General features: G+C 64.1%; 21 protein-coding genes and 1 riboswitch. Of the genes, 12 read left to right on the top strand and 9 right to left on the bottom strand.

From position 1 onward, the window contains the following. Positions 1-49 precede the first annotated feature (49 nt). The 4 genes from RHODMAR_RS03050 to RHODMAR_RS03035 are packed head-to-tail and all read left to right on the top strand — an operon-like array spanning position 50 to position 4,057. Positions 50-925, top strand: coding sequence for an isocitrate lyase/PEP mutase family protein (locus RHODMAR_RS03050; protein ID WP_042937771.1), 876 nt, complete (start codon positions 50-52; stop codon positions 923-925). A gap of 5 nt (positions 926-930) precedes the next feature. Continuing rightward, the gene (locus RHODMAR_RS03045; protein ID WP_442970019.1) at positions 931-2,196 is read left to right on the top strand and encodes an aconitase family protein; all 1,266 of its coding nucleotides are present in this window, start codon (positions 931-933) and stop codon (positions 2,194-2,196) included. Further along, positions 2,193-2,741: a 3-isopropylmalate dehydratase small subunit gene (locus RHODMAR_RS03040; protein ID WP_008711161.1), complete on the top strand. Its 549-nt coding sequence runs from the start codon at positions 2,193-2,195 to the stop codon at positions 2,739-2,741. The genes RHODMAR_RS03045 and RHODMAR_RS03040 overlap by 4 nt, the downstream gene beginning before the upstream one ends. Then, positions 2,738-4,057, top strand: coding sequence for an MFS transporter (locus RHODMAR_RS03035; RefSeq protein WP_008711159.1), 1,320 nt, complete (start codon positions 2,738-2,740; stop codon positions 4,055-4,057). The genes RHODMAR_RS03040 and RHODMAR_RS03035 overlap by 4 nt, the downstream gene beginning before the upstream one ends. Positions 4,058-4,281: 224 nt before the next feature. Here RHODMAR_RS03035 and RHODMAR_RS03030 read toward each other — a convergent pair whose 3' ends face one another. Then, positions 4,282-4,848 carry a TetR family transcriptional regulator gene (locus RHODMAR_RS03030; RefSeq protein WP_042937778.1) on the bottom strand — a complete coding sequence of 189 codons (567 nt, stop codon included), beginning with the start codon at positions 4,846-4,848 and terminating at the stop codon, positions 4,282-4,284. Positions 4,849-4,966: 118 nt separating this feature from the next. Here RHODMAR_RS03030 and RHODMAR_RS03025 point away from each other — a divergent pair, with 118 nt between their 5' ends. Beyond that, complete coding sequence (locus tag RHODMAR_RS03025; RefSeq protein WP_008711155.1) at positions 4,967-6,550, top strand: MFS transporter; 1,584 nt, start codon at positions 4,967-4,969, stop codon at positions 6,548-6,550. A gap of 497 nt (positions 6,551-7,047) precedes the next feature. Here the strand turns inward: RHODMAR_RS03025 and RHODMAR_RS28595 are convergent, their stop codons facing one another. The 3 genes from RHODMAR_RS28595 to RHODMAR_RS03010 all read right to left on the bottom strand — a co-directional run bounded on the left by RHODMAR_RS28595 (position 7,048) and on the right by RHODMAR_RS03010 (position 10,193). Continuing rightward, entirely contained in the window at positions 7,048-7,203 is a 156-nt protein-coding gene (locus RHODMAR_RS28595; protein WP_086000227.1) for a DUF6131 family protein, read from the bottom strand. A 173-nt stretch (positions 7,204-7,376) separates the two neighbouring features. Continuing rightward, entirely contained in the window at positions 7,377-8,132 is a 756-nt protein-coding gene (locus RHODMAR_RS03015; protein WP_008711153.1) for an SDR family NAD(P)-dependent oxidoreductase, read from the bottom strand. 105 nt (positions 8,133-8,237) lie between these two features. Further along, positions 8,238-10,193: a helicase-related protein gene (locus tag RHODMAR_RS03010; protein ID WP_008711150.1), complete on the bottom strand. Its 1,956-nt coding sequence runs from the start codon at positions 10,191-10,193 to the stop codon at positions 8,238-8,240. A gap of 48 nt (positions 10,194-10,241) precedes the next feature. On the opposite strand from RHODMAR_RS03010, the gene RHODMAR_RS03005 reads away from it, so the two are divergent. The 5 genes from RHODMAR_RS03005 (at position 10,242) to RHODMAR_RS02985 (ending at position 15,684) form a co-directional block, all read left to right on the top strand. After that, positions 10,242-10,955: a type 1 glutamine amidotransferase gene (locus tag RHODMAR_RS03005; protein WP_008711148.1), complete on the top strand. Its 714-nt coding sequence runs from the start codon at positions 10,242-10,244 to the stop codon at positions 10,953-10,955. A gap of 9 nt (positions 10,956-10,964) precedes the next feature. After that, entirely contained in the window at positions 10,965-12,143 is a 1,179-nt protein-coding gene (locus RHODMAR_RS03000) for a lactate 2-monooxygenase (protein WP_008711145.1), read from the top strand. Continuing rightward, complete coding sequence (locus RHODMAR_RS02995) at positions 12,143-13,438, top strand: alpha-amylase family glycosyl hydrolase (protein WP_008711144.1); 1,296 nt, start codon at positions 12,143-12,145, stop codon at positions 13,436-13,438. The genes RHODMAR_RS03000 and RHODMAR_RS02995 overlap by 1 nt, the downstream gene beginning before the upstream one ends. Positions 13,439-13,511: 73 nt before the next feature. Next, positions 13,512-13,604, top strand: a riboswitch (TPP riboswitch). Positions 13,605-13,652: 48 nt separating this feature from the next. Then, positions 13,653-14,414 (top strand): 3-oxoacyl-ACP reductase, encoded by a 762-nt coding sequence (locus RHODMAR_RS02990; protein ID WP_008711143.1) that lies wholly within the window; start codon positions 13,653-13,655, stop codon positions 14,412-14,414. A gap of 1 nt (position 14,415) precedes the next feature. Next, the gene (locus RHODMAR_RS02985) at positions 14,416-15,684 is read left to right on the top strand and encodes an LLM class flavin-dependent oxidoreductase (RefSeq protein WP_008711140.1); all 1,269 of its coding nucleotides are present in this window, start codon (positions 14,416-14,418) and stop codon (positions 15,682-15,684) included. A gap of 1 nt (position 15,685) precedes the next feature. On the opposite strand, the gene RHODMAR_RS02980 is transcribed toward RHODMAR_RS02985, so the two are convergent. Genes RHODMAR_RS02980 through RHODMAR_RS02970 form a run of 3 tightly spaced genes read right to left on the bottom strand, consistent with a single transcriptional unit; the run spans position 15,686 to position 18,593 of the window. Next, complete coding sequence (locus RHODMAR_RS02980; protein ID WP_008711139.1) at positions 15,686-16,576, bottom strand: alpha/beta fold hydrolase; 891 nt, start codon at positions 16,574-16,576, stop codon at positions 15,686-15,688. A 14-nt stretch (positions 16,577-16,590) separates the two neighbouring features. Next, a complete protein-coding gene (locus RHODMAR_RS02975; protein WP_008711137.1) occupies positions 16,591-17,697 on the bottom strand; it encodes a PDR/VanB family oxidoreductase in 1,107 nt (368 codons plus the stop codon). Next, positions 17,694-18,593: a metal-dependent hydrolase gene (locus tag RHODMAR_RS02970; protein ID WP_008711135.1), complete on the bottom strand. Its 900-nt coding sequence runs from the start codon at positions 18,591-18,593 to the stop codon at positions 17,694-17,696. Before RHODMAR_RS02970 ends, RHODMAR_RS02975 begins: the two co-directional genes overlap by 4 nt. A gap of 114 nt (positions 18,594-18,707) precedes the next feature. On the opposite strand from RHODMAR_RS02970, the gene RHODMAR_RS02965 reads away from it, so the two are divergent. Continuing rightward, on the top strand, positions 18,708-19,223 hold the full coding sequence (locus RHODMAR_RS02965; RefSeq protein ID WP_008711133.1) for a hypothetical protein: 516 nt from the start codon (positions 18,708-18,710) through the stop codon (positions 19,221-19,223). Between the two features lie 48 nt (positions 19,224-19,271). On the opposite strand, the gene RHODMAR_RS02960 is transcribed toward RHODMAR_RS02965, so the two are convergent. Further along, positions 19,272-19,748: a hypothetical protein gene (locus RHODMAR_RS02960; protein ID WP_008711131.1), complete on the bottom strand. Its 477-nt coding sequence runs from the start codon at positions 19,746-19,748 to the stop codon at positions 19,272-19,274. A 226-nt stretch (positions 19,749-19,974) separates the two neighbouring features. Here RHODMAR_RS02960 and RHODMAR_RS02955 point away from each other — a divergent pair, with 226 nt between their 5' ends. Further along, positions 19,975-21,177 carry an ATP-binding protein gene (locus RHODMAR_RS02955; RefSeq protein ID WP_008711129.1) on the top strand — a complete coding sequence of 401 codons (1,203 nt, stop codon included), beginning with the start codon at positions 19,975-19,977 and terminating at the stop codon, positions 21,175-21,177. A gap of 3 nt (positions 21,178-21,180) precedes the next feature. Here the strand turns inward: RHODMAR_RS02955 and RHODMAR_RS02950 are convergent. Then, positions 21,181-22,261 (bottom strand): alkane 1-monooxygenase (locus tag RHODMAR_RS02950; RefSeq protein ID WP_008711128.1); only part of this gene is annotated, 1,081 nt, incomplete at its 5' end.

Here is a 22,261-nt window from a genome sequence, read left to right as displayed (position 1 = left end):
GTGATCGCCACCACTCTAGTTTCGGAATGCGTTCCGCAATACGAAATGGATGGTGTGTATGACTGCGACACTCAGAGATATGACCGACCAGGGCCTCGTGTACGCCCCAGGTGTCTGGGACGGGCTGACAGCCAAGCTGGCCGAGCAGGCAGGATTCTCGGCTCTGTGCGCGTCAGGCTTTGCCGTTTCGGCCGCCCTTGGACTGCCCGACGCCGAGCTCTACACGATGACCGAGAACCTGCAGGCCGTGCGCACCATCGGGGAGGCATCGTCGCTTCCACTCGTGGCGGACATCGATACCGGATACGGCAATGCCGTCAACGCCGCGCGCACCGCAGGGCGATTCTCGGCCGCGGGAGTGCAGGGTGTTTTCATGGAAGATCAGCTCTCGCCGAAGAAATGCCCCATCTGTGTGGGCGAGCCGGTGGACCTCATCAGCGTCGAGGAGGCGTCGGGCAAGGTCCGCGCGGTCCGAGATTCGATGCCGGACCATGTGCTGCTGATCGCACGCACCGACAGCCGCGGCGACGATGCGATCCGCCGCGCCAGGGCGTACGTCGATGCCGGAGCCGACATGATCATGCCAGTTACCAAGACGTTCGAGACCGTCGAGGAGTGGGCCCACTGCCACGACGAGGTGGGTGTTCCACTGATGGCGACGTTGACCGCATCGACGTGGACGGAACGAGAGTTCACTCCCGACGTTCTCGACCAGATCGGCGTCAGACTCGCCCTCCTGCCCACCCAGGTCCTGATGGCGGCAACCGGTGCCGCCCGGGAAGCCCTGCGCCGACTCGCCGGCGGCGAGGCTCCAGCCGACGTCAGCGCCGACGCACTGCAGCACCACGAGTTCGTCGACCTCATCGGGTTCCCGGAAGTCGAAGCAGCGCAACGCAAATACCTACCTGCTGGCTCGATCGCGTGACCGACATGACTTCCGACGCCCTGACGATGGTAGAAAAGATCCTGGGTCGAACTTGTGATGCCGAAACGGTCCACGCCGGTGAGAATCATGCCGTTCGTCCGGCTCGGATGATCGCCTACGATTTCCCCGGCTACACCGACGTCATGTTTCGGCAGATGCATGAGGACTTCGGCATCACCGAGCTCGACGACCCGTCCCGCTACGTGGTGTTCATCGACCACATGCTGACGAAGAAGAACGCGAAAGAGCAAGAGGTGCATCAGGTCACGCGAGACTGGTGTGAGTTCTACGGGATCGAACTGCACGAGGGGCGGGGAATCGGCCATCAGCTGACCGCGGAGCTCGGACTGGCGACGCCCGGCGAGTTCCTGGTTCACTTCGACGGTCACATCAGTGGGATCGGTGCCTTCGGTGCCCTCGGATGGGGCATCCGACGCGATCTGATCGAGGCCTGGGTGACCGGTCAGCTGTACGTCGACGTCCCGGCCACCACGCGGTTCGACCTCGTCGGTGAGTTCGGCCCCGGCGTCGACAGTCGCGACCTCGTCCATACAATCATCGATCTGGTCGGTGCCGACGGATGCGCCCACCAAGTCATGGAATTCGGGGGTCCAGGGGCACGGTCGATGAAGATCGACCACCGCCAGGGGCTGTGCGGAATGGCGATGTTCACCGGAGCAGTCTCGGCAATCTTCGAGCCCGACGAGCTATCGCTCGACTACGCCCGGAATGTCGCGCGTTATTCGTTCACTCCGGCGCTCCCCGACGAGGGTGCCATCTACGCGGCCCGCCACACCATCGACCTCTCGACCATCGTTCCGCAGGTGGTGCAGCCCGGATCGGCTCGTGCAGCGAACACCCACACCGCTGCCGAGCTTGCGGGAATCCCGATCACCAAGGCGTTCATCGGTTCCTGCGCTAGTGGCCGCATCGAAGATCTGCGCGCCGCGGCCCTGGTGCTCGACGGCCGAACCGTCGCCCCCGGCGTCGAACTGAATGTCGTACCGACGTCCCAGAAGGTTCACGATCAGGCCGAAAGCGAGGGGCTGCTGGACATATTGCGATCGGCCGGTGCCCACATCGCCGTCTCGAGTTGCGACTTCTGCTTCGGTTATCAGAAGCCGCTCGCGGCCGGTGAGAACTGCATCTCGACTGGAGTGCTCAACATCTCCGGACGTATGGGCAGTTCCGACGCCAATATCTATATGGGTTCGCCCTACACCGTCGCTGCCAGCGCCCTCGCCGGTGCGATCGCACAGGTGCGGTCATGAGTGCCTACCCGCCGCCTCCGGACGTCATAGAAGGCCGAGTGGCGTGGGTCTTCGGAGACGACTTCGACATCGATCTTGTGGTGGGTGTCGCGAACATCAAGTCCTACGACCCCGAGCACCTGCGGTCGGTGTGCATGACGGCGTACGACCCGGGATTCGTCGATCGCGTGCGGCCCGGGGACATCATCGTCGGCGGGCGCAACTTCGGCTACGGCCACCCGCACTACCCACCGATGGTGGCACTGCGGAACTTGGGCGTCAGTGCCGTTGTTGCGGAATCGTTCTCACCTGGATTCTGGCGTGGCGAGACCTTCAACGGGATGCCGCTCATCACCGTTCCCGGGGTCTCCGATGCGGTGGCCGTCGGCGACACTGTCAGACTCGACTGGCGTCGAGCCGAGCTGTCGAGCAGTGATGGACGGACGATCACCGGCCACGCTCCGAACGCCAGGACCATTGCGGTCATCGAAGCGGGCGGATCGTACGAACTTCTTCTTTCCGAGCACCGAAGCACGCAACCACTCACAGAAGGATCAGCGCGATGACGAATACCGAACACTCCCGCGCGAGAGTCGTACCGCCTAAGGCGGACACCACGACCGCGCGTCGAGCAGCGTTGGCCGGAGGTGTCGGCACACTCATCGAGTACTACGACTTCGCTGTCTACGGCTTTCTGGCCGTCGTCATCGCGCCACTGTTCTTCCCGTCGACCAGCCCCGGCGTGTCAATCCTCGCAACGCTGGCCGTGTTCGGCGTCGCCTATATCGCCCGTCCCCTCGGCGGGATTTTCTTCGGCCGACTCGGGGATCGCAAGGGCCGGCGTCACGCCCTCGTCATCACCGTGGTGTGCATGGGAGTCGCCTGCGGCATACTCGGGCTGCTCCCGACGCATTCCAGCGTCGGCGTTCTTGCACCGATCCTGCTGGTGACCATCCGCCTTGCCCAGGGATTCTCGGCTGGAGGAGAGATCGGTGGTGCCGCAACGTACATCGCAGAATCGGCTCCGCCGAACCGTCGGGGATTCTTCGGTTCGTTCACTCCGGTCGGCTCGACACTAGGCTTCGCAGTTGCCGCCGCGGTTGTCGGAGTGGTCGCGCTGATCACGACCGACGAGCAAATGTCGTCCTGGGGATGGCGAATCCCGTTCCTGCTCGCTCTGCCTTTGGCCTTCGTCTGCCTGCGGGTGCGATTGAAGTTGGAGGACACCCCGGAGTTCGAGGAGATGGCGGCCAAGAACGACGTGGTCAAGAGCCCGTTGAGCGACGTGGTGAAGAAGCAACCGCTGTCGGTACTGAGGGTTGTCGGTATCGCGATCGCGATGAACGGATCCGGATATATCGGCCTGACCTACTTCAGCGTGTACCTGATCAACGACCTCGGTTTCTCGAAGGATTCGGTGTATTGGACGTCGGCTATCGCAATTGCGTTGGCGTGTGCGACGTTCCCACTCAGCGGACTACTGACCGACCGCTTCGGCCGTAAGCCGGTGTTGCTGTTCGGCTACGTGGCCTACGTGATCATCGCGCTGCCGGTCTTCATGATCCTCGGGGCTACGTCCAGCATCCTCGTGGTCGGCGTTGTGTATTTCGTGTATATGGTGCTCAACGGCATGGTGCAGGTGCCGGCCTTCCCGCTGTTCACCGAGCTGTTCCCACGCTCGGTGCGCTACACCGGCGTATCGCTCGGATTCAACATCGGTACGATCGCAGCTGGTGGAACGGCTCCCTACGTCGCCGCGCAGTTGGTGGAATCGACCGGCAACGCGATGTCGCCCGCCTACTGGGTGATCGGAGTCTGCGTCATCGGTGTCGCCACCGTCCTGACCATCCGAGAGACCGGTCGCGACTCGCTACCGGTTTGACGACTTGTCCGTATCAACATTGCTAGCCAACAGGGTAGATAGCGCTAGATTTTGCTGTCGGGCTCTGGTCCCATTGCAAACGCGCGCGCGTTCGCTGGGTGCGCGCGGATCTGCCAGCGAATCCGCGAGCGTCTGGCGAACGCGCGCGCGTTTGCGAATGTCGCCGGGCCCGCTACCCGTATATTCGGCACTCTTGTCTCGAAGCTAGAGATCGATAGAGAGCGCTACGGAGTGCACAACCGTCGTACAGCGTTCTCGATGACCGATGCTCGACGCGTTATCTCCTCCTCGTCGGCCACCTCGCAGTCACCTCTCGGCGCGGTCATCCACGCCGACACGATTCCGAATATCAGCGTCAGCAGGTCGTCGACGGCGATGGCGGTGGAGATCGATCCTGCCTTCTGAGCTGCTTCGATGGCGCCGCGTCGATCGGCGAGCACGGTGTGCACCGACTCACTCGGCATGAGTTCGCCGTCGCCCTGCAGCTGCGCCCACAACAGCAATCGATGTTCCTCGGGCACCGAGGCCAAGTGCCGGTACTCCCGTGCGGCGTATTCGCCGAGATCCTCGACGTTGAAGGGCACGGATTCGACGTAGGTTGCGAACCCGTCCTCGACGACAGCGCGAAACAGTGCCTGCTTGTCTCCGAAGTACGCGTACAGGCGCTCCTTGCTGGCTTTTGCCGCGACTGCGATGCGATCCACCCGCGCTCCGGCCAGTCCGTGTGCAGCGAACTCGGTGCGGGCGGCAACGACGATGCGGGCGCGGGTGGCACTGGCGTCAGGCTTCATGGCGGCCACCATACCTCCAACCAACTAGTTCGTTTGACACTATTCGAATCGTGGCCTATTTTCTGAACGGGACATTTTTCGTGCCCAGAGAATCAACGAGTACGAGTGGGGTAGAAACATGTCGCAGCCCTCCGAGCGCGAAGTGCCGGAAGTGAATCCGAATTACGAGCGACGCTGGCTGGTGCTCTGCATCGTCGCCATCACGCAGCTCACGATCGTGCTGGACGGCACCATCGTCAACATCGCCCTGCCGCAGGCGCAGCTCGACCTCGGCATCAGTGACACCAGCCGCACCTGGGTGATCACCGCATATGCACTGGCGTTCGGTGCCCTGCTGCTGCTCGGTGGCCGCATCGCCGACTACTGGGGACGCAAGCGCTCGTTCATCGTCGGCATGGCCGGCTTCGCCGTGGCCTCCGCCATCGGCGGACTCGCACAAGAAGGCTGGCAGCTGTTCATCGCACGCGCAGGACAGGGAGTCTTCGCTGCATTGCTCGCGCCTGCAGCGCTGGCCATCCTGACGGTCACCTTCACCGACACCAAGGAACGCGCCAAGGCATTCGGCGTATTCGGGGCGATCGCCGGTGGCGGCGCAGCCGTCGGCCTGCTTCTCGGCGGAGTGCTCACCGAATACGCGAACTGGCGCTGGTGCCTGCTGGTCAACATCCCCGTCGCTGTGATCGCCATTGCCGCAGCAGTGCCGCTGGTCAAGGAGAGCAAGGCGCACGGAGACACCCGCTACGACCTACCCGGCGCGATTCTGGTCGCGCTCGGACTGGCCTCGCTGGTCTACGGCTTCACCGAGGCCGAAGACGGCTGGGCGACGGTGCCCACCATCTCCTTCATCGCACTCGGACTCGCGCTGCTGGCCGCGTTCGTCGTGGTCGAGTCGAAGTCGGCCAACCCGCTGCTCCCGCTCAGCGTGCTGCTCGACCGCGACCGCGGTGCCGCATACATCGGATCGGCCGTCATCGGTGCCGCGCTACTCGGCGGCACGCTGTATCTGACCTTCTACTTCCAGATCGTGCTCGAGATGAGCCCGGTGATCGCCGGCGTCGCGTCACTTCCGATGACCGGTGGAATTCTGATCACCGCCGCGCTCGCGTCCGCGCTGGTGCCGAAGATCGGACCCAAGCCGCTGATGGCCGTCGGACCCGTCGTCTCGGCAGTCGGCCTACTGCTGCTGACGCAGATCGGCGTCGACACCTCTTACTTCACGCACGTGCTCCCCGGAGTCGTACTGCTCGGCCTCGGTCTGGGCCTGTTGATGGTTCCGATGCAGAACGTCGCACTCATCGGCGTCCCCGATCACGACGCGGGTGCGGCATCGGCACTGATCAACGCCACTCTGCAGGTGGGCGGCGCTCTCGGCGCGGCGGTGTTCACCACGGTGTACACCTCGTCCAAGTCCTCGTACCTGGCCGACAACCCGGCACCGACTCCGCCCGCCGGAGTGCCCGCCGAGGCCCTCGCCGGCCAGGAAATCCCGAGCGACGAGGTGCTGGCCTCGCTGCCGGAACCGATCCGCAACTTCGTGCTCGCCACCATCGACCATGCGTTCGCGGCCGAGGTGTCGGGTTACGCCTGGGCTTTCGGTACCGCTGCGATCCTGGTGGCTCTGGTGTGCCCGGTCGTGCTGCTGTTGGTGCGTGCCAAGAAAGACGACCTACCCGTCGGAGACACCCCGGTACACGTCGGATAAGTGCGTACGACAACGAACCCCGCTGCTCACCGTCGAGCAGCGGGGTTCGTTCGTTCGACTTGTTCTCGGCGAGCTCACTGGCGCTCGTGCCGACGATTGTCCACGACGGTGGGTCGGGGCCGGGCGGCACGAGAATCGAAGCTGGCGTCACTGCACAACTCGCCGAGTTCCGGTGTGAAACACACGAATCCGCAGGTTTGGCACTGATGCGTGCGGTGGTGCCCACGGTCACACGAACAGGCACGGGACCCGACCAGGACGGACCCGGCGACCAGCCGATGGCCGTTGTCACATCTACGTGGTGCCCTCTCGGCCCACCGATCTCCGACACGATAGAGCGACCCAGCGACGGACTCCGGATCGTGCTGTCCGACTGCCATCGCGTGCGACCGCCTTCGAGAATTCTGGACCGCCCGAAGTGGCTCCGCTGGCCGCATCGCCAACTCCGGGGGCGTGTTCAGACTAGCAGCGATCGAACATACGTTCTAACGCAAGCGTCAGAACCACGTTTTGCGACCACCGACTGCGCGCCCCATCGAACCGAGCACCGTCAGAACCAGGCCGACGACAATCAAGATGATGCCGATAGTCGTCAAAATTGAGATGCTGGTGAAATAGCCGATGAGGGCGAGGATGATTCCGAGAACGATCATGACTACTCCTGGTGCCAAGTTGAGCCTGCTACCGACGAATTGCCGATGAACCAAAACCTACCTCGGCCGGATGGAGGTCTGCTGACAAACATCGCAATCAGCCCACAGTCACCTCGGCTGCGAGAGTCGGTACCTGAAATCGAACTGCCGACCGCTCGCCGTCGCAGCTGACTTTACTGCGCTGCGTAGCCGCCGTCGATGAGGTGGTAGCTGCCGGTGACGAACCCTGCTGCGTCGCTTGCGAGGAAGGCCACCAGAGCTGCAACCTCTTCCGAGGTGCCGAGCCGACCTAGCGCATGCTTCTCCTCTAGTGCATGGCGCGCGTCGGCATCCATGTTGTTCTCGAGCAGCGGGGTGCTGATGAAGCCGGGGCCTATGGCGTTGACGCGAACGCCTGCTGTTCCGTACTCGAGAGCGGCGTTCTTGGTGAGGCCGAGGAGGCCGTGCTTGGCGGTGACGTAGCTCGCAGAGTTGGGAATGCCGACGCTGCCGAGCACCGAGGCCATGTTGATGATCGATCCACCGCCCGCTGCAGCGATTGCCGGGATCTGCGCCTTGAGGCCGTAGAACACCGCGTTGAGGTTGACCTCGATGACCTTGCGCCAATTGTCCAACGGGACATCTGCAATGGGCTCGGCGACGCCGCCGATGCCGGCATTGTTCACGGCGATCCGCAGTGGGGCGAGTTCGGTTGCGGCAGCAACCATTGCCTGGACGGCCTCGAAGTCTGCTACGTCGCCGACGAATGCAGCGGCCGAGCCGCCGGCGGCGGTGATCTCGTCTGCGACTGCGTGGGCACCGTCATGGTCGAGATCGGCAACGAGTACGGACGCGCCGTTGGCTCCCAGAAGATGCGCGACGGCGCGTCCGATTCCGGATCCGCCGCCGGTGACGATTGCCGAGCGGTCTGCCACGTCGTATGTGGCCATGTCGAATCACTCCCGCTGTTCGTAGTATTTCCTGTCACCCAAGTTCAAGGCCCATCGGCTACGGACTATTCCGAATCTCGAACGAGATTCGGCCAGGTCTTTCCGTCACCGTTCTGCCCGTGCAGCAAGAAACGCCTCCGGATCGATGAGATCCGATTGGCCCACGATCGACCCGAGATCGGCGATGCGTTCGATGCCGGTGAGCACCATCTCCTCTTCCACGGTGCCTTCGGCGTACCCGTAGTAGCAGGTCGATGTCGTGTGGTTGTGGTCCTTGTCGATACGGTTGGCGCGGCCCTCGATCTGGCGAATGTCGATGGGAGTCCAGCGGGGATCGTGGATCAGCGTCACACGCGGCGCGAGAGTCGACACGCTTCCTTCGGGCAGCAGTAATTCGTTGGTGTGCAGGTTGATCGCGCTGGTGGTGGTCGAGACGATGACCGATGCGCCGCCGGTCTGAAACCGCCTGATCGACGCCTCCTGATCGGGACTGCTCATGCTGCCGTCGACGACGGCGACGTCGAGGCCCTCGTCTCGCAGCGTCTGCGCCAGAGCGGCGACCGACTCGCGGTAGAACATCGAGACGAACACCTGATTGCCGGCCTTGACCCACGTGCGCACCTGATCGGCCGACGCGGGAATGCGCAGGTAAGAACACTTCTGGCGAAACCGCAGGGTAGCGGCACGAGTACTCGGGTTCTTCTGCAACACTCGCTTCCCGCCGACAGCTTTCCAGATAGGTAGACCGAGTTCCTTGCGGTAGTCCACCCACGCCGAGTTGTACAGCCGCTTCTGCGCCGCAGTGAGCTCCTGGCCGAGCGGCTCCCGCGGGGTCGGCGGCGACGGCCGCGAAATCGACCACGGCTCAGCACCTCCCGAGAGCCATCCGTGCACTGCGGCGATATCGCGTTCACGTCGGGCAGCGTCCTCGGGCTCCCACCTCCACGTCGTCAACCCCGTCGATGCCTTGCCCGCCTTGACGGCGAACCCGGATTCGATGAGGAACTCCGCCCACTTCATCGTCACCGCGTATCCGAGATACTCGTCGTCGCCGAGAATCTCGACTCCACGGCTGCGTTCCACCGCCCGAGCCATGTACGCGAAATGCAGTGGCTGGTAGCCGGGAGTGGCAGACATCCACACCACCGAACGAGCCGCCTCCTGATAACGCCACAGGATCTGGGACTGCTGCGACTCGATGTTCATCAGAGCATGCGATTCGTCGGCTATCACGACATCCATGTCGAACCGCAGCTCGCCGAGCGAGATGGTCCGTTTGTTCTGTGTCCGTTTACGTTTGCCCAGATCGGTCTCGGGCGGAACCGACAGCAGTTTCTTCGTCGACTGGTAGGTGATCAACAGCCAGCGCTTGCGATCGGACGGCTCGATGTCTGCCTCGCTGTCGGCGATGGTGCGACGCCAACCCGGCAACGCGCCCTTGGGGGCGACCACCAACACAGTGCCGATCTCCGCCGCAGACATCTGCCGAACGGACTCGCACACCGCCAGTGTCTTGCCCAGACCCGTCGAATCCATCTGCGCGAAATACGGGAATCCCGCGTCGAGAGCGGCGAGATGCCGACGCACGGATTCGAGTTGGGTGTCACGAGGCTGCATCGCGCGGTCCCGAACCACCTCGTCACGCCATGTCTCGTTGGCGTCGTCCTCGAGCCACCGCTGCAGGCTGTAGGGCATCGACTCGTACGGCTGCAGATACTCGGGCAGCTCGGTGCCGTAGTACGCGAACACCCGCGGACCGGGATACCAGCGCGCTCCGGCTGCGCCCGCCGCCGACCGATCCTCGAACGGCACGTCCAGCACCCAGACGCGCTCACCGGGATCGGGCACCCGCAGATCCGGAGCGGCCGTCTTGCGCGGCGAGGTCTTGCGAGGAGCTGCTCGCTTGGTCGCCGTCTTGCGAGGTGCCGCCTTCTTCGCTGCTGCTTTCTTGGGAGCAGGCTCACCGTTCTTCGCTGCCGCGAACTTGCGCGCAGCACTGCTCTGCCCGGCTTTGACGGTGCGGGCAGTGGTGGATCGGGCTGTGCGTCTACGAGGTGGCATCGGATCCAGTCTGTCGTACGGTGTGCACGAACACCGTAAAGGAGCCCTGTGACATACACGAACGACCCGCGCGCCGTAGTGCTCGTCCACGATGGGGATCCTGCGCTTGCGCGACGCGACATCGGCACCCTCGACGCCGAATTGCGCACCAGGGGTTTCCAGTTGGACGTCCACTCCTTCGACCACAGCCCCGATGTTGCGCCGCCGCGGCTCTCCGATGCGCAGCTGCTGGTGATCATGGGCTCGCCCGACGCCGCCTACGACGACACGCTGAACTGGCTCGCGCCGGAAATCGCCTACGTCCAGGACGCGATCGACGCGCAGGTTCCGGTCCTCGGTGTCTGCTTCGGCGGGCAACTGCTCGCACGAGTACTCGGCGGATCGGTCCGCAAGTCCGAGCATCCCGAGTACGGATTCGTTCGGGTCGAGACCTCCGATCCCGAGTTGGTGGCCCCGGGGCCGTGGATGGAGTTCCACGGCGACACCTTCACCGCGCCGCCGCAGGCCACGGTCATCGCCCGCAACGACGCAGCACAACAGGCATTCGTCCTCGGACCGCATCTCGGACTGCAGTTCCACCCCGAAATCGACCTCGATACCTACGACGCGTGGGCCGCAGCCTGGGACCGCGACGGCGTCGAGCATGCGGTGGACGTAGACGAGATACGCAGAACCATCGCCGACGCCGAAGCGGCCGCTCGGGTGCGTTGCGCGACCCTGCTGGACGCATTTCTCGCCCGATCCTCGGCGCTGCCCCGGTAGGGTCGAACGATGACCGAGGCCAGGCCCAGCAACTTCAGCGATCACCAGCTCGGCATCTACGCCGCCGGAATGTTCGCCCAGCAGACACCGCCCATCACCACCAATCTGGCGCGGCTCGAGGATCAGGCCACCGAGTCGCTCTCGCCCGAGGCGCTGGGCTACATCGTCGCCAGCGCCGGTAGCGGGTCGACCGCGCGCGCCAACCGCGCGGCATTCGACAAGTGGTCCCTCGCGCCTCGAATGCTGCGCAGCTCGGCCGCCCGTGATCACGCGTGCACCGTGCTCGGCACCGATATGCCCGCTCCGTTGATGATCGCTCCCGTGGGCGTCCAGACTCTTGCTCACCCGGACGGTGAGCTCGCCACGGTCCGAGCCGCCGCGGAACTCGGTGTGCCGTACATACATTCGACGCAGGCCTCGCATTCGTTCGAGCAGATCGCCGAGGCGGGCGGAAATGCTCCCCGCTGGTACCAGCTGTACTGGCCGACGGACGAGTCGGTGTTGCTCAGCTTCTTGCAACGCGCGAAGGACTCCGGTTTCAGCGCGCTGGTCTTGACGCTCGACACGACGATGCTGGGGTGGCGGCCTGCCGACCTCGACCGCGGGTACCTGCCGTTCCTGGCCAACCTCGGTATCGAGAACTATCTGACGGATCCGGCGTTCCAGGCCGGACTGGCGCAGCCTGTCGAGGAGAATCCTGTTGCCGCCGCCATGCATTGGGCGCAGATGTTCCCCAACCCTGGGCTGTCGTGGAAGAACCTGGCGTTCCTGCGCGAGCACTGGAGCGGTCCGATCGTGCTCAAGGGAATCTGCACCGTCGACGACGCCCGTGAAGCAGCTTCGCACGGAGTCGACGGCATCGTGGTCTCCAACCACGGTGGCCGTCAGATAGACGGGGCCAGAGCGTCACTCGACGCGTTGCCGGCCATCGTCGATGCGGTGGGGGATGATCTGACCGTGCTGTTCGACTCCGGTGTGCGCACCGGGTCCGATATGGCCAAGGCTCTGGCGCTCGGAGCCGATGCGGTACTGCTGGGGCGGCCTTTCCTGTACGGCCTCGCGCTCGGTGGACAGGAGGGCGTCGCGCATGTATTGCGTTGCCTGCTCGCAGAATTCGACCTGGTGACGAGCCTCTCGGGACATACCGGGGCAGCCGATCTGAGCCGCGACTCCATCATGGAGTCATGATGGAGTGGACCAAGCACGCTATCTGGTGGCACCTGTACCCACTCGGCTTCACCGGCGCACCGGTCCATGGTTGGAACGGTGAATCTCAGTCGGATCTGCATCGGCTCAGCAGAATCGAGAAGTGGCTCGACTACGCACTCGAACTCGGTGCGTCGGGCATTGCGCTCGGACCGATTTTCGAATCCGAGAAGCATGGCTACGACACGGTCGACTATTACCACGTCGACGGCAGACTCGGTACCGACGAGGACATCGACTCGTTGATTGCCGCAGCACATTCTCGCGGCCTCAAGGTCATGTTCGACGGTGTCTTCAACCATGTGGCGCAGAGCTTTCCGAAGTTCCGACAGGCCCTGGCAGAAGGCCCCGATTCCGAGGCCGCCGGATGGTTCTACCTCGACTGGTCCGGAGACGAGTCGACGCATCGCAACTTCGAAGGCCACGACGAACTCGTGGCGCTCAACCACGATAGCCCGCACGTGCAGCAGTACGTCGTCGACGTGCTTGTCCACTGGCTCGAACGCGGCGTCGACGCCTGGCGACTCGACGCTGCCTACGCGGTACCGCCGCGCTTCTGGGCCTCGGTGCTGCCGCAGGTCCGCGAAAAGCATTCGGACGCATACTTTCTCGGTGAGGTCATTCACGGCGACTACGACCGGATCGTCTCGGCCTCCACACTGGACTCTATTACCCAGTACGAACTGTGGAAGGCGATCTGGAGTGGCCTGAGCGAGAAGAACTTCTTCGAGCTCTCGCACGCGCTGGAGCGCCACAACGGCTGGCTCGACGCCTTCGTGCCCGCCACCTTCGTCGGAAATCACGACGTCAATCGCATCGCCAGCGTCATCGAGGACGAGCGACATCTGCTGCATGCGTTGGTGGTTCTGTTCACCGTGGGCGGCATGCCGATGATCTACTACGGCGACGAGCAGGCGTTCCGCGGCATCAAGGAGGATCGCGTCGGCGGTGACGACGAGGTGCGTCCCGAATACCCGGAGACGTCCGACGACCTCGCGCCGTACGGCTGGCCGGTCTTCCGAATTCACCAGGAGCTGATCGGGTTACGGCGTCGTCATCCGTGGCTGAACTCCGCGCGTACCGAGACGCTCGAGCTCACCAACACCGCGTTGCTCTATCGCGCCCACGCAGACGGTGACTCGGTGACAGTGGCGCTCAACCTCGGCGACGATGCGATCGACTACCTGGTCGAAGGCAGCGAAGTACTGGCAGGGGAAGCGCACCTGAACGGTGGACGAGTGAGCGTTCCGCCGCATGGCTGGGCCGTCATCGGCTGAGCGGTGCATACAAGTTTGTCGGCATGTCTACGATGAAAACAAGAAACAGCTAGAGAACGCTACCGGTACAGTCGACAGCGACACGGGGTGCCCGTCAGGGCTGAGAACACACCCGTCGAACCTGATCTGGTTAGGACCAGCGAAGGGAATGTCGTGACGTTCGGTATTCCTGTCCCCTCGTGACGGTCCCGACCTCGAACGAGAGGCGAGGCGCATGAACTTCGACGAGCAGACAGTGTTGATCACCGGCGGCGGCCGCGGACTGGGAGCAGCGATTGCCGCTGCTTTCGCCGGTGAGGGAGCACGCGTGGTGATCGACTACCGCAACAGCAAGGATGCCGCCGAAGCGCTGGCCGATCGCCTCGGCAAAAGTGCATTCGCGGTTCAGGGCGACGTGACGGACGAGAGCGCGGTGGCCACGGTGTTCGACTCGGCACGTGAGCATTTCGGCACTCCGATCACCACTGTCGTCAACAACGCGCTGGCCGACTTCTCCTTCGACGGTGATGCCCGGCCCAAGGCCGACACCATCACCTGGGACCGCTTCGACGCTCAGCTGCGCGGGAGCGTCCGCGCAGCGTTGCTCACCACCCAGGCGGCGCTGCCGGGGATGCGTGAGGCGGGCTTCGGCCGAATCATCAACGTGGGCACCAACTTGTTCCAGAATCCAGTGGTGCCGTACCACGACTACACGGCTTCCAAGGCGGCGCTGCTCTCGCTGACCCGCACCCTGGCCGCCGATCTCGGCGCGGACAACATCACCGTCAACATGGTCTCGGGTGGACTGCTCCGCACCACCGATGCCAGCGCGGCAACGCCGGCCGAGGTGTTCGACTTCATCGCCGCCTCGACGCCCTTGCAACGCGTCACCACCCCCGAGGAATTCGCCGACGCGCTGTTGTTCTTCGCCTCACCGTGGGCGCGGTCGGTGACCGGCCAGAATCTGGTGGTCGACGGCGGCCTGGTCAAGGACTGAGATGCTGCACCTGAACGCCTTTCTGTACGGATGCGGCCATCACAGCGCGGCGTGGCGGCACCCCGATTCGCGGGTCGAGGATCTCGGCGAGATCGCGTACTACGAGGAACTCGCGCAGCTGGCCGAACGGGGAAAGTTCGACGCGGTGTTCTTCGCCGACGGGCACTCGGTACGCGACCCCGCCGGAGCAGGTACCTGGTTTCTGGAGCCTGTTACAGCGCTGTCGGCGATGGCGCGGGCCACCACGCACATCGGTCTGGTCACCACGATCTCGTCGACGTTCTACACCCCGTTTCATGCCGCACGCATGCTCGCTTCCCTGGACCACATCAGCGGCGGCCGGGTCGGCTGGAATGTCGTCACCTCCATGTTCGACGCCGAAGCACGCAATCACGGAATGGACGCCATCCCGGGCCGGGAAGAGCGCTATGCGCGCGCCGAGGAGTTCGTCGATGTTGCTCAGGCACTATGGGATTCGTGGGATGTCGACGCGTTGACACTCGATCGAAGCGGGGCCTACGCAGATCCGACGAAGGTGCACTCCATCGACCATGACGGCAAACACTTTCGGGTCGACGGGCCGTTGACGGTACCGCGGTCGCCGCAGGGTAGGCCGGTGTTGTTCCAGGCCGGGGCATCGGGTCCTGGTCGCGACCTCGCCGCGAAGTATGCCGAGGCGATCTATGCCGTCGCCTATGATCTCGTGGCCGCGCAGAGCTACTACGAGGATGTGAAGATGCGTATCGGCTCTGCCGGCCGCGACAGCAATGCAGTGGGAATCATGCCGGGTTTGGTGACCTATGTCGGGTCGACCATGGACGAAGCCCGCAGTAAGAAGGCCGAACTGGATCGGTTGCTGCCCACCGAACAGTCACTCGCGATGTTGTCCACCTTCACCGGACAGGACTGCGCAGCATGGGAACTCGATGCCGCGGTGCCGTCGTTGCCGCCGGCGTCGGAGTTCGCCGGGCCGCAGGGCCGGTACGAGACGATTCTGCGGATCATCGAGAAGGACGACCCCACGGTTCGGGAATTGCTCGGCACACTCGCTGCCGGCGGCGGGCACGCCACTATGATCGGCACTCCGGAATCGATTGCCGACGAGATGCAGTCGTGGATCGGCCGCGGAGCCGACGGCTTCAACCTGATGTGTCCTCGCTACCCGGATTCACTCGAAGACTTCGTGGGCCATGTGGTGCCGATCCTGCAGCAGCGCGGCCTCTTTCGTCAGGACTACGCGACCACCACGCTGCGCGAGCATCTACGCTGACTCAGTCCAGCGTGTCGATGAATTCCCTTGTCAATCGGGCGATATCGTCGGCATGGGAAATCGGCGACCAGTGCCCCGCCGGAATGTCGTTTCGGGTCAGGTTCTTCACCCATTTGCCGGTGTCGTCGTAGTGATACGGACGCACTGCCACATCCTCGGTGTTGACGATGAGGTGTACCGGGATGTCGATGTACCGATCCCGTGGGTTGCTCAGATGCGGAATGATGTTCGCGCGATAGAGGTGAGTGCCGTTGGTTGCATCCGACCACAGCGTGGGGTTCTGGGTGACGAGCTTCGGGTCGACTCCCGAGAACTCCTCGAGGAATGCCGGCCAGCCCTTGGCGAACTGCCGCTTGATCCGCAGGTTGGCCAGGATCGGGACATGGAAGGTGGCGGTGTACCAGGATGCCCGAACCTGGGCGAGGACCTGTTTGATGCCGGTGAGGGTGGGATGACGCAACCGAGACTGCGACCATTTTCCGAGGTGATCGAGGTTCGGTCCGGAAATCGAGGTGTACGAACGGATTCGGTCTTTCGCCCGAGACTGAGCTGCGGCCTCCCACACCTCGACGGCACCCCAGTCGTGAGCGAGCACGTGTACCGGAGCATCGGGGCTCACGGCGTCGGCGACACTATAGAAATCGGAGGCCAGCCGCGCCAGCTTGTACGCCGACCGTTCGGCGGGAATCGAGCTCTCGCCGGCACCACGCGAGTCGTAGCTGATCACCCGGAAGCGGTCTTCGAGCTGCGGCACGATGTGGCTCCATAGCTCGTGGGTATCGGGCCATCCGTGCACGAGGACGATGGGATCTCCGTCGGGATTGCCGCTCTCGAAGACCGCCAGCCGAATCCCTTCGTTGACGACGGTGGTGCGAACCGCGTTGCTGCTCAAGAGAAATATCCGTTCTATAGATCGAGTACGAGACGCCCGCTGCGTGCGCGAGAGACGCAGATGAGCATGTGATCGTGTTGCTCGTCCGGCGTCAGGCGCGACTCCAGATGTTCGGGTTCACCGGAGAGAACACGAACTTTGCAGGTGCCGCAGAAACCTTGTTGGCACGAGTACGCGATATTCGGCTTCTGTTCCTTGACCGCGGTCAGTATGGAGGTATCGGCCGCGACGTCGAGTACCGCACCGGTGCTGATCAACTGCACCTCGAACGGGTGGCCGTCGAGAATCGGCGGCGGACCGAAACGCTCGAAATGCAATGCGGTGGCTGCGCACCGGCGAAAGTCGCGGCGGACGGCGTCGAGCATGGGGGTAGGCCCGCAGCAGTAGACCGCACCGCCCGCCGGTGCACGCTCGAGCAATTCGCCCTCGCCGGGGTAGCCGTGCACGTCGTCGGTACGGATGAAGACGCGATCGGATTCCCAGCTCTCGATTTCGTCGAGAAAGGGCATCGTGTCGCGAGATCTACCGCAGTACACGAACTGCCAGTCCATACCGAGAATCCGTGCGGCGCGAACCATTGCGATGATGGGAGTGATTCCGATTCCGCCCGCGACGAACAGGGCGCTGCCTTCGCCGACGAAAGGGAATCCGTTGCGGGGGCCGCGAACGGTGACCTCGGTGCCGGGTTGTAGCCCGTGCATCTCGATGGATCCACCTGCGCCGGTGGGGATTCGGCGCACTGCGATGCGGTAGCAACTGCGATCGGACGGATCGCCGCACAACGAATACTGCCGACGTCGCCCCGAGGGCAGGTGCAGATCGAGATGGCAGCCCGGATGCCAGGTCGGCAGCTGCTCGCCCGTCGGCGACGCGAGGGTGAGTGCGGCGACATCGTTGTCCTCGGCGACGATGTCGCGTTCGGTGACGACCAGCCTCATCGCCGAATCGGGATTGTGCCCGGCGACGGCGTCGACGTACTCCTTACCTGCCGCGGCGTGCATGTAGCCGTTGAGGAACGTGCCGAGGAGCTGCATGGATCGATCGGGACGCGACCGCCCGCGCAGATCCGGCGGCGGATCCTTGGGGAGCAGGCGCGGAACGCGGCGCGAAGTGAGCTTCACCTGGCTGCGGCCTGGGCGGCAGGCGAGGATGCGAGGTACCGAACCGCCTGCGCGGTGGAGCCTTCCTGACTGGGGTGGTACGACTTCTTCAAGTATCGAGACATGCTGCGAAGGACGTGTGTCAGCGCGGGAAGGGTGCCGCGACGGACCGATTTTCTCCACAGCGCGGAGCGAGGCTTGCGGACGGACTTCGGCGCGGTCTGCAACTCCGGGTCGTGCTTCATCAGGAAGATGATTCCGCGCATCCAGATGTACCCCATCAACGGTACGACCACCACGAACGTGCGCAGGCGACGAACCTCACGCTTGTCGAAATAACGGAGGGTGTCATAAGCGACCGAACGGTGCTCGACCTCTTCGGCACCGTGCCAGCGCAGTAGATCGAGCATCGTGGGGTGGATGCCCGCGCGATCGAGGCCGTCGGCGTTGAGTACCCAGTCGCCGAGGAATGCCGTGACGTGCTCGATCGCGGCGATCAGGGCCAAGCGCTCGACCAGGTTGTTCTTGGACCGCAAGCTCGTCACCGAATCGGCCCCGAGCACCTTGCCGAAAGTCCACTCCATCTGGTCGGTGAACGGCTTCGGATTCAGACCGTTTGCCTCGAGATGTACGAGGACCCCGGTGTGGGCCTCGGCGTGGACGGCTTCCTGGCCGATGAAGCCGATGACGTCGTCGCGGAGCTTCTCGTCGTCGATGTACGGCAGGGCTTCTTTGAACGTGTCGACGAACCAGTGCTCGCCGGCGGGAAGGATCAGATGCAGCACGTTGAGAACGTGGGTGGTGTACGGATCGCCCGGCACCCAGTGCATCGGTAGATCGCTCCAGTCGAACTTGACGTTCCTGGCTTGCAGCATCACTTCGCCGGGATCCGATGCGACGATCTTCCGTTCGCTCATCGAGCCACCTCCTCCACGTTCGCATGTGTGGCCGATGCCACAGTGCGCGACTTAGTATAAACACCGGTTACATATAAAGGGAACGGTGTCGGTCTGGAATGAGACACTGCTGTGATGACCGACTCCTCCCCAGTGGCCGTTCCCCCGAGCCGCGTTCCCGCCGTCTGGCCTGCCGAATGGCCCGCCGAAGTGCGACGGATCGCCGACGCCACCGACGATGCCCTGGCCGCGGTCGCCGCGCGGGATTCGGCTGCGTTCGATGATGCCGTCGAGCTGTTGGGCCGCTCGGACTCGGCGCAGGCCGGTCACGTGCATGCCGCGATGGTACGCACGTTGCTCGAAGAGGTATATAGCGATGGGCTGACCGGAGAGAACGTTCAAGAGGTGCTCGGCAGGACCGTACGAGGCGCGGACTGGCTGCCGAATCTGGATATCGCCGGGTTCGTCGAGGTGCTCACCGGGGCTCTCGGTGTCGCCGACATCGACGAGCAGCCGCGCTCGAGGCCACGACCCGCGCACGCGCTCCTCGTGGTGGCGGACTTGCTCGCGGTGCGCCGCGGCCGCGCCGAAACCTATCTGCGCCGGGCGCTGGCAGATATCCACCGAGCCGAGACGATCGAGATGCCGTAGCGAGATCTATCCGTATCTAGCCTTATCGCTAGATGGCGGCAGATTCCGCTACCGATGCAGAATGTTCGTTCCGGCAATGACGGCCCTGATGGACGACAGGGTGGCGTCGGTCGCCGTGGCCATCGACCATTCGCGTCGCCCGTCGCGCTCGATCAGGACGAAGGTGGCGGTTTCGTCGCCGACCGTCTGCTGGTGGAAAGACAGGATCTCGAGGTGGAATCCGGCGTCGTACAGCATCGAGGTCAGGGCCTCGATCGGGCCGTACGTCGTTGCTGCGCACGCGATGATGGTGTCTCCGAGACCGAAGGTGGCGTCGAACACCATTTTCCCGCCGGGTGCCTTGTGGCCGGTCCACGACCCCAGGCGGAGCGGTCCGGTCGCGGGTGAGAAGCGTTCGGTGAAGGCCGTCCATGACATGTGCTGCCAGGTGGATTGGGGTGTCGCCTCACGCATGGTGCGCGGCAGGGTGAACCCGTAGCGGCTGTGGAATGGATCGGTGGCGCGAGAAGAAGCAAATGCATTCATGGAATGGTCTTCCGAATGTGAAGGAAGGACCGAGAGAGCACGACGACCCGCAGCGGGGGTCGGTCCGAATCAGACCCCGCTACGGCGGCGTACTACGAGAATGCGCTTCACGCTGTCGAATTTAGCGGCGACCAGGGCCACTGCGCAAGTATCGAACGAATACAGATATCTAGGACACGAGCTAGATGTCCGCATAGATCACTCGATCGGTTGTTACTTTGGCCCCATGGACCCCGTGCGTAACCCATACGCTCCCGGCGCCGGCCAGCGCCCACCTGAGCTCGCAGGTCGAAAGAAGCAGCTCGACGCCTTCGACGTCGTGCTCGAACGCATCACCCGCGGCAGGCCGGAACGCAGCGTCGTGCTGACCGGGTTGCGAGGCGTCGGGAAGACGGTGCTGCTCAATCAGCTGCGATCCGCAGCCATCGCCCGCGGATGGGGTACCGGCAAGATCGAGGCCCGCCCCGACCAGGAACTGCGTCGACCGCTGTCTTCGGCACTGCACATGGCCGTCCGAGGCATCGCGGCCTCGCATCGCGATCCCGAACGCGTCGACGAATTCCTCGGCGTTCTCAAGGCCTTCGCCCTGCGCGCCACCGCCGACAAGGGCATGCGGGAGCGGTGGCAACCCGGCATCGACGTCCCGGCCAAGACCGGCCGCGCCGACTCCGGAGACATCGAAATCGACCTCGTGGAACTGCTGCTCGACGCCTCCGCGCTGGCCGGCGACGTGGGCGTGGGTATCGCCATCTTCATCGACGAGATGCAGGACCTCGGTCCCGCGGACATCTCCGCACTGTGCGCGGCCTGCCATGAGCTCAGTCAGGACACCGCGCCGCTGATCATCGTCGGAGCCGGTTTGCCGCACCTGCCTGCGGTGCTGTCGGCGTCGAAGAGTTACTCCGAGCGACTCTTCAGCTACCACCGAATCGGCAGGCTCGAACGGGCCGCGGCAGACCTCGCGTTGATCGCACCTGCCGATCGTGAAGACGTCGAGTTCACCCCCGAGGCCCTCGATGCGCTGTACCTGGCTGCAGACGGCTACCCCTACTTCGTTCAGGCATACGGCAAGGCGACCTGGGATCTCGCGGCCGAGACCCCGATCACCGTCGAGGACGTGCGTGTCGCCGCCCCGACAGCAGAGGAAGAGCTGGCCGTCGGATTCTTCGGTTCCCGCTACGAACGCGCGACGCCCGCCGAACGTGAATACATGCGCGCGATGGCCGAACTGTCGGTGGACGACGGCTCGGTGCCGACCTCTGCCGTAGCGACCGAATTGAAACGCAAACCGGCGTCACTGTCTCCGGCCCGCGACGGACTGATCAAGAAGGGACTGATCTACTCCGCCGAGCGCGGCACCATCGCGTTCACGGTGCCGCACTTCGGCCGCTACCTGCGCGCGCAGACCGACGAACCTGCGGCGGTCTGACGGTTACTGCCGCGCCTGTTCGCGTTCGATGCACAGCTGCTCGAGCGTGCGCACGGCCCTGGGGTCGGAGTGGTCGACGTTGACGAGATTCGGGTCACCGTCGTAGAAGTCGATCAGTCGCTGGTCCATCACCCTGCGCCACAGCGGCGGCACCAGGGAGCAGAAGATCATCACCGCGTAGCCGGCCGGTAGCTGAGGAGACTCGTCGACTGTGCGCAGTGCCTGGTATCGACGCACCGGATTCGCGTGATGATCACTGTGTCGTTGCAGGTGATAGAGAAACAGGTTGCTCCACAGGTGATCGCTGTTCCAGCTGTCCCGATGTGTCGGTTTGCCGTAACGCCCGCTCGGCCGTTTCTGCCGCAGCAGCCCGTAGTGCTCGAGGTAGTTGGCTGCCTCGTACAGGACGATCGCGATCGCGGCCTGCAGCACTAGATACGGCACGATCACAGTGCCGAAAACGCCGATCAACCCGCCGAACAGAACAATGCTCATGGCGGCGGCGTTGAAGAGGTTGTTGCGAAAAGTCCAGGGTGAGGAGCCCGATCGTGCCAGACGGCGGGACTCGAGCTGCCACGCCGAGCGCAAACCGTGGACGATCGTGCGCGGCAGAAACTTCCAGAACGACTCACCGAACTTCGCCGACGCCCGATCTTCCGGGGTGGCCACCCGTAGATGGTGGCCGTGATTGTGTTCGACGTAGAAGTGGCCGTAGAGCGACTGCGCCAGCGTCACCTTCGAGAGCCAGCGTTCGAGGAGTTCGCGCTTGTGACCCAGTTCGTGCGCGGCGTTGATCCCCACTCCGCCGACGATGCCGACGGTGATGGCAAGTCCGATGCGCTCGGGAACTCCCAGCGGGCCGTGCGCCCACAGGTAGCAGGCGGCGACGAGCCCTGCGTACTGCAGCGGCAGGAACAGGTAGACGCACCAGCGGTAGTACCGGTCCTTCTCCAGCGCGGCGATCGCCTCGTCCGGGGGATTGCTCCGATCGACGCCGGCGAACCTGTCCACCAGGGGCAGCACGACACCCATGATCATCAGGCCGAGGGTCCAGAATGCTCCGGGACCGAGGAGGGAGACCAGA

The organism is Rhodococcus sp. AW25M09, assembly GCF_000333955.1.
Lineage (GTDB): Bacteria > Actinomycetota > Actinomycetes > Mycobacteriales > Mycobacteriaceae > Rhodococcoides.
The sequence above is the reverse complement of the archived record's forward strand: the minus strand, read 5'-3'. Positions and strand labels throughout refer to the sequence as shown.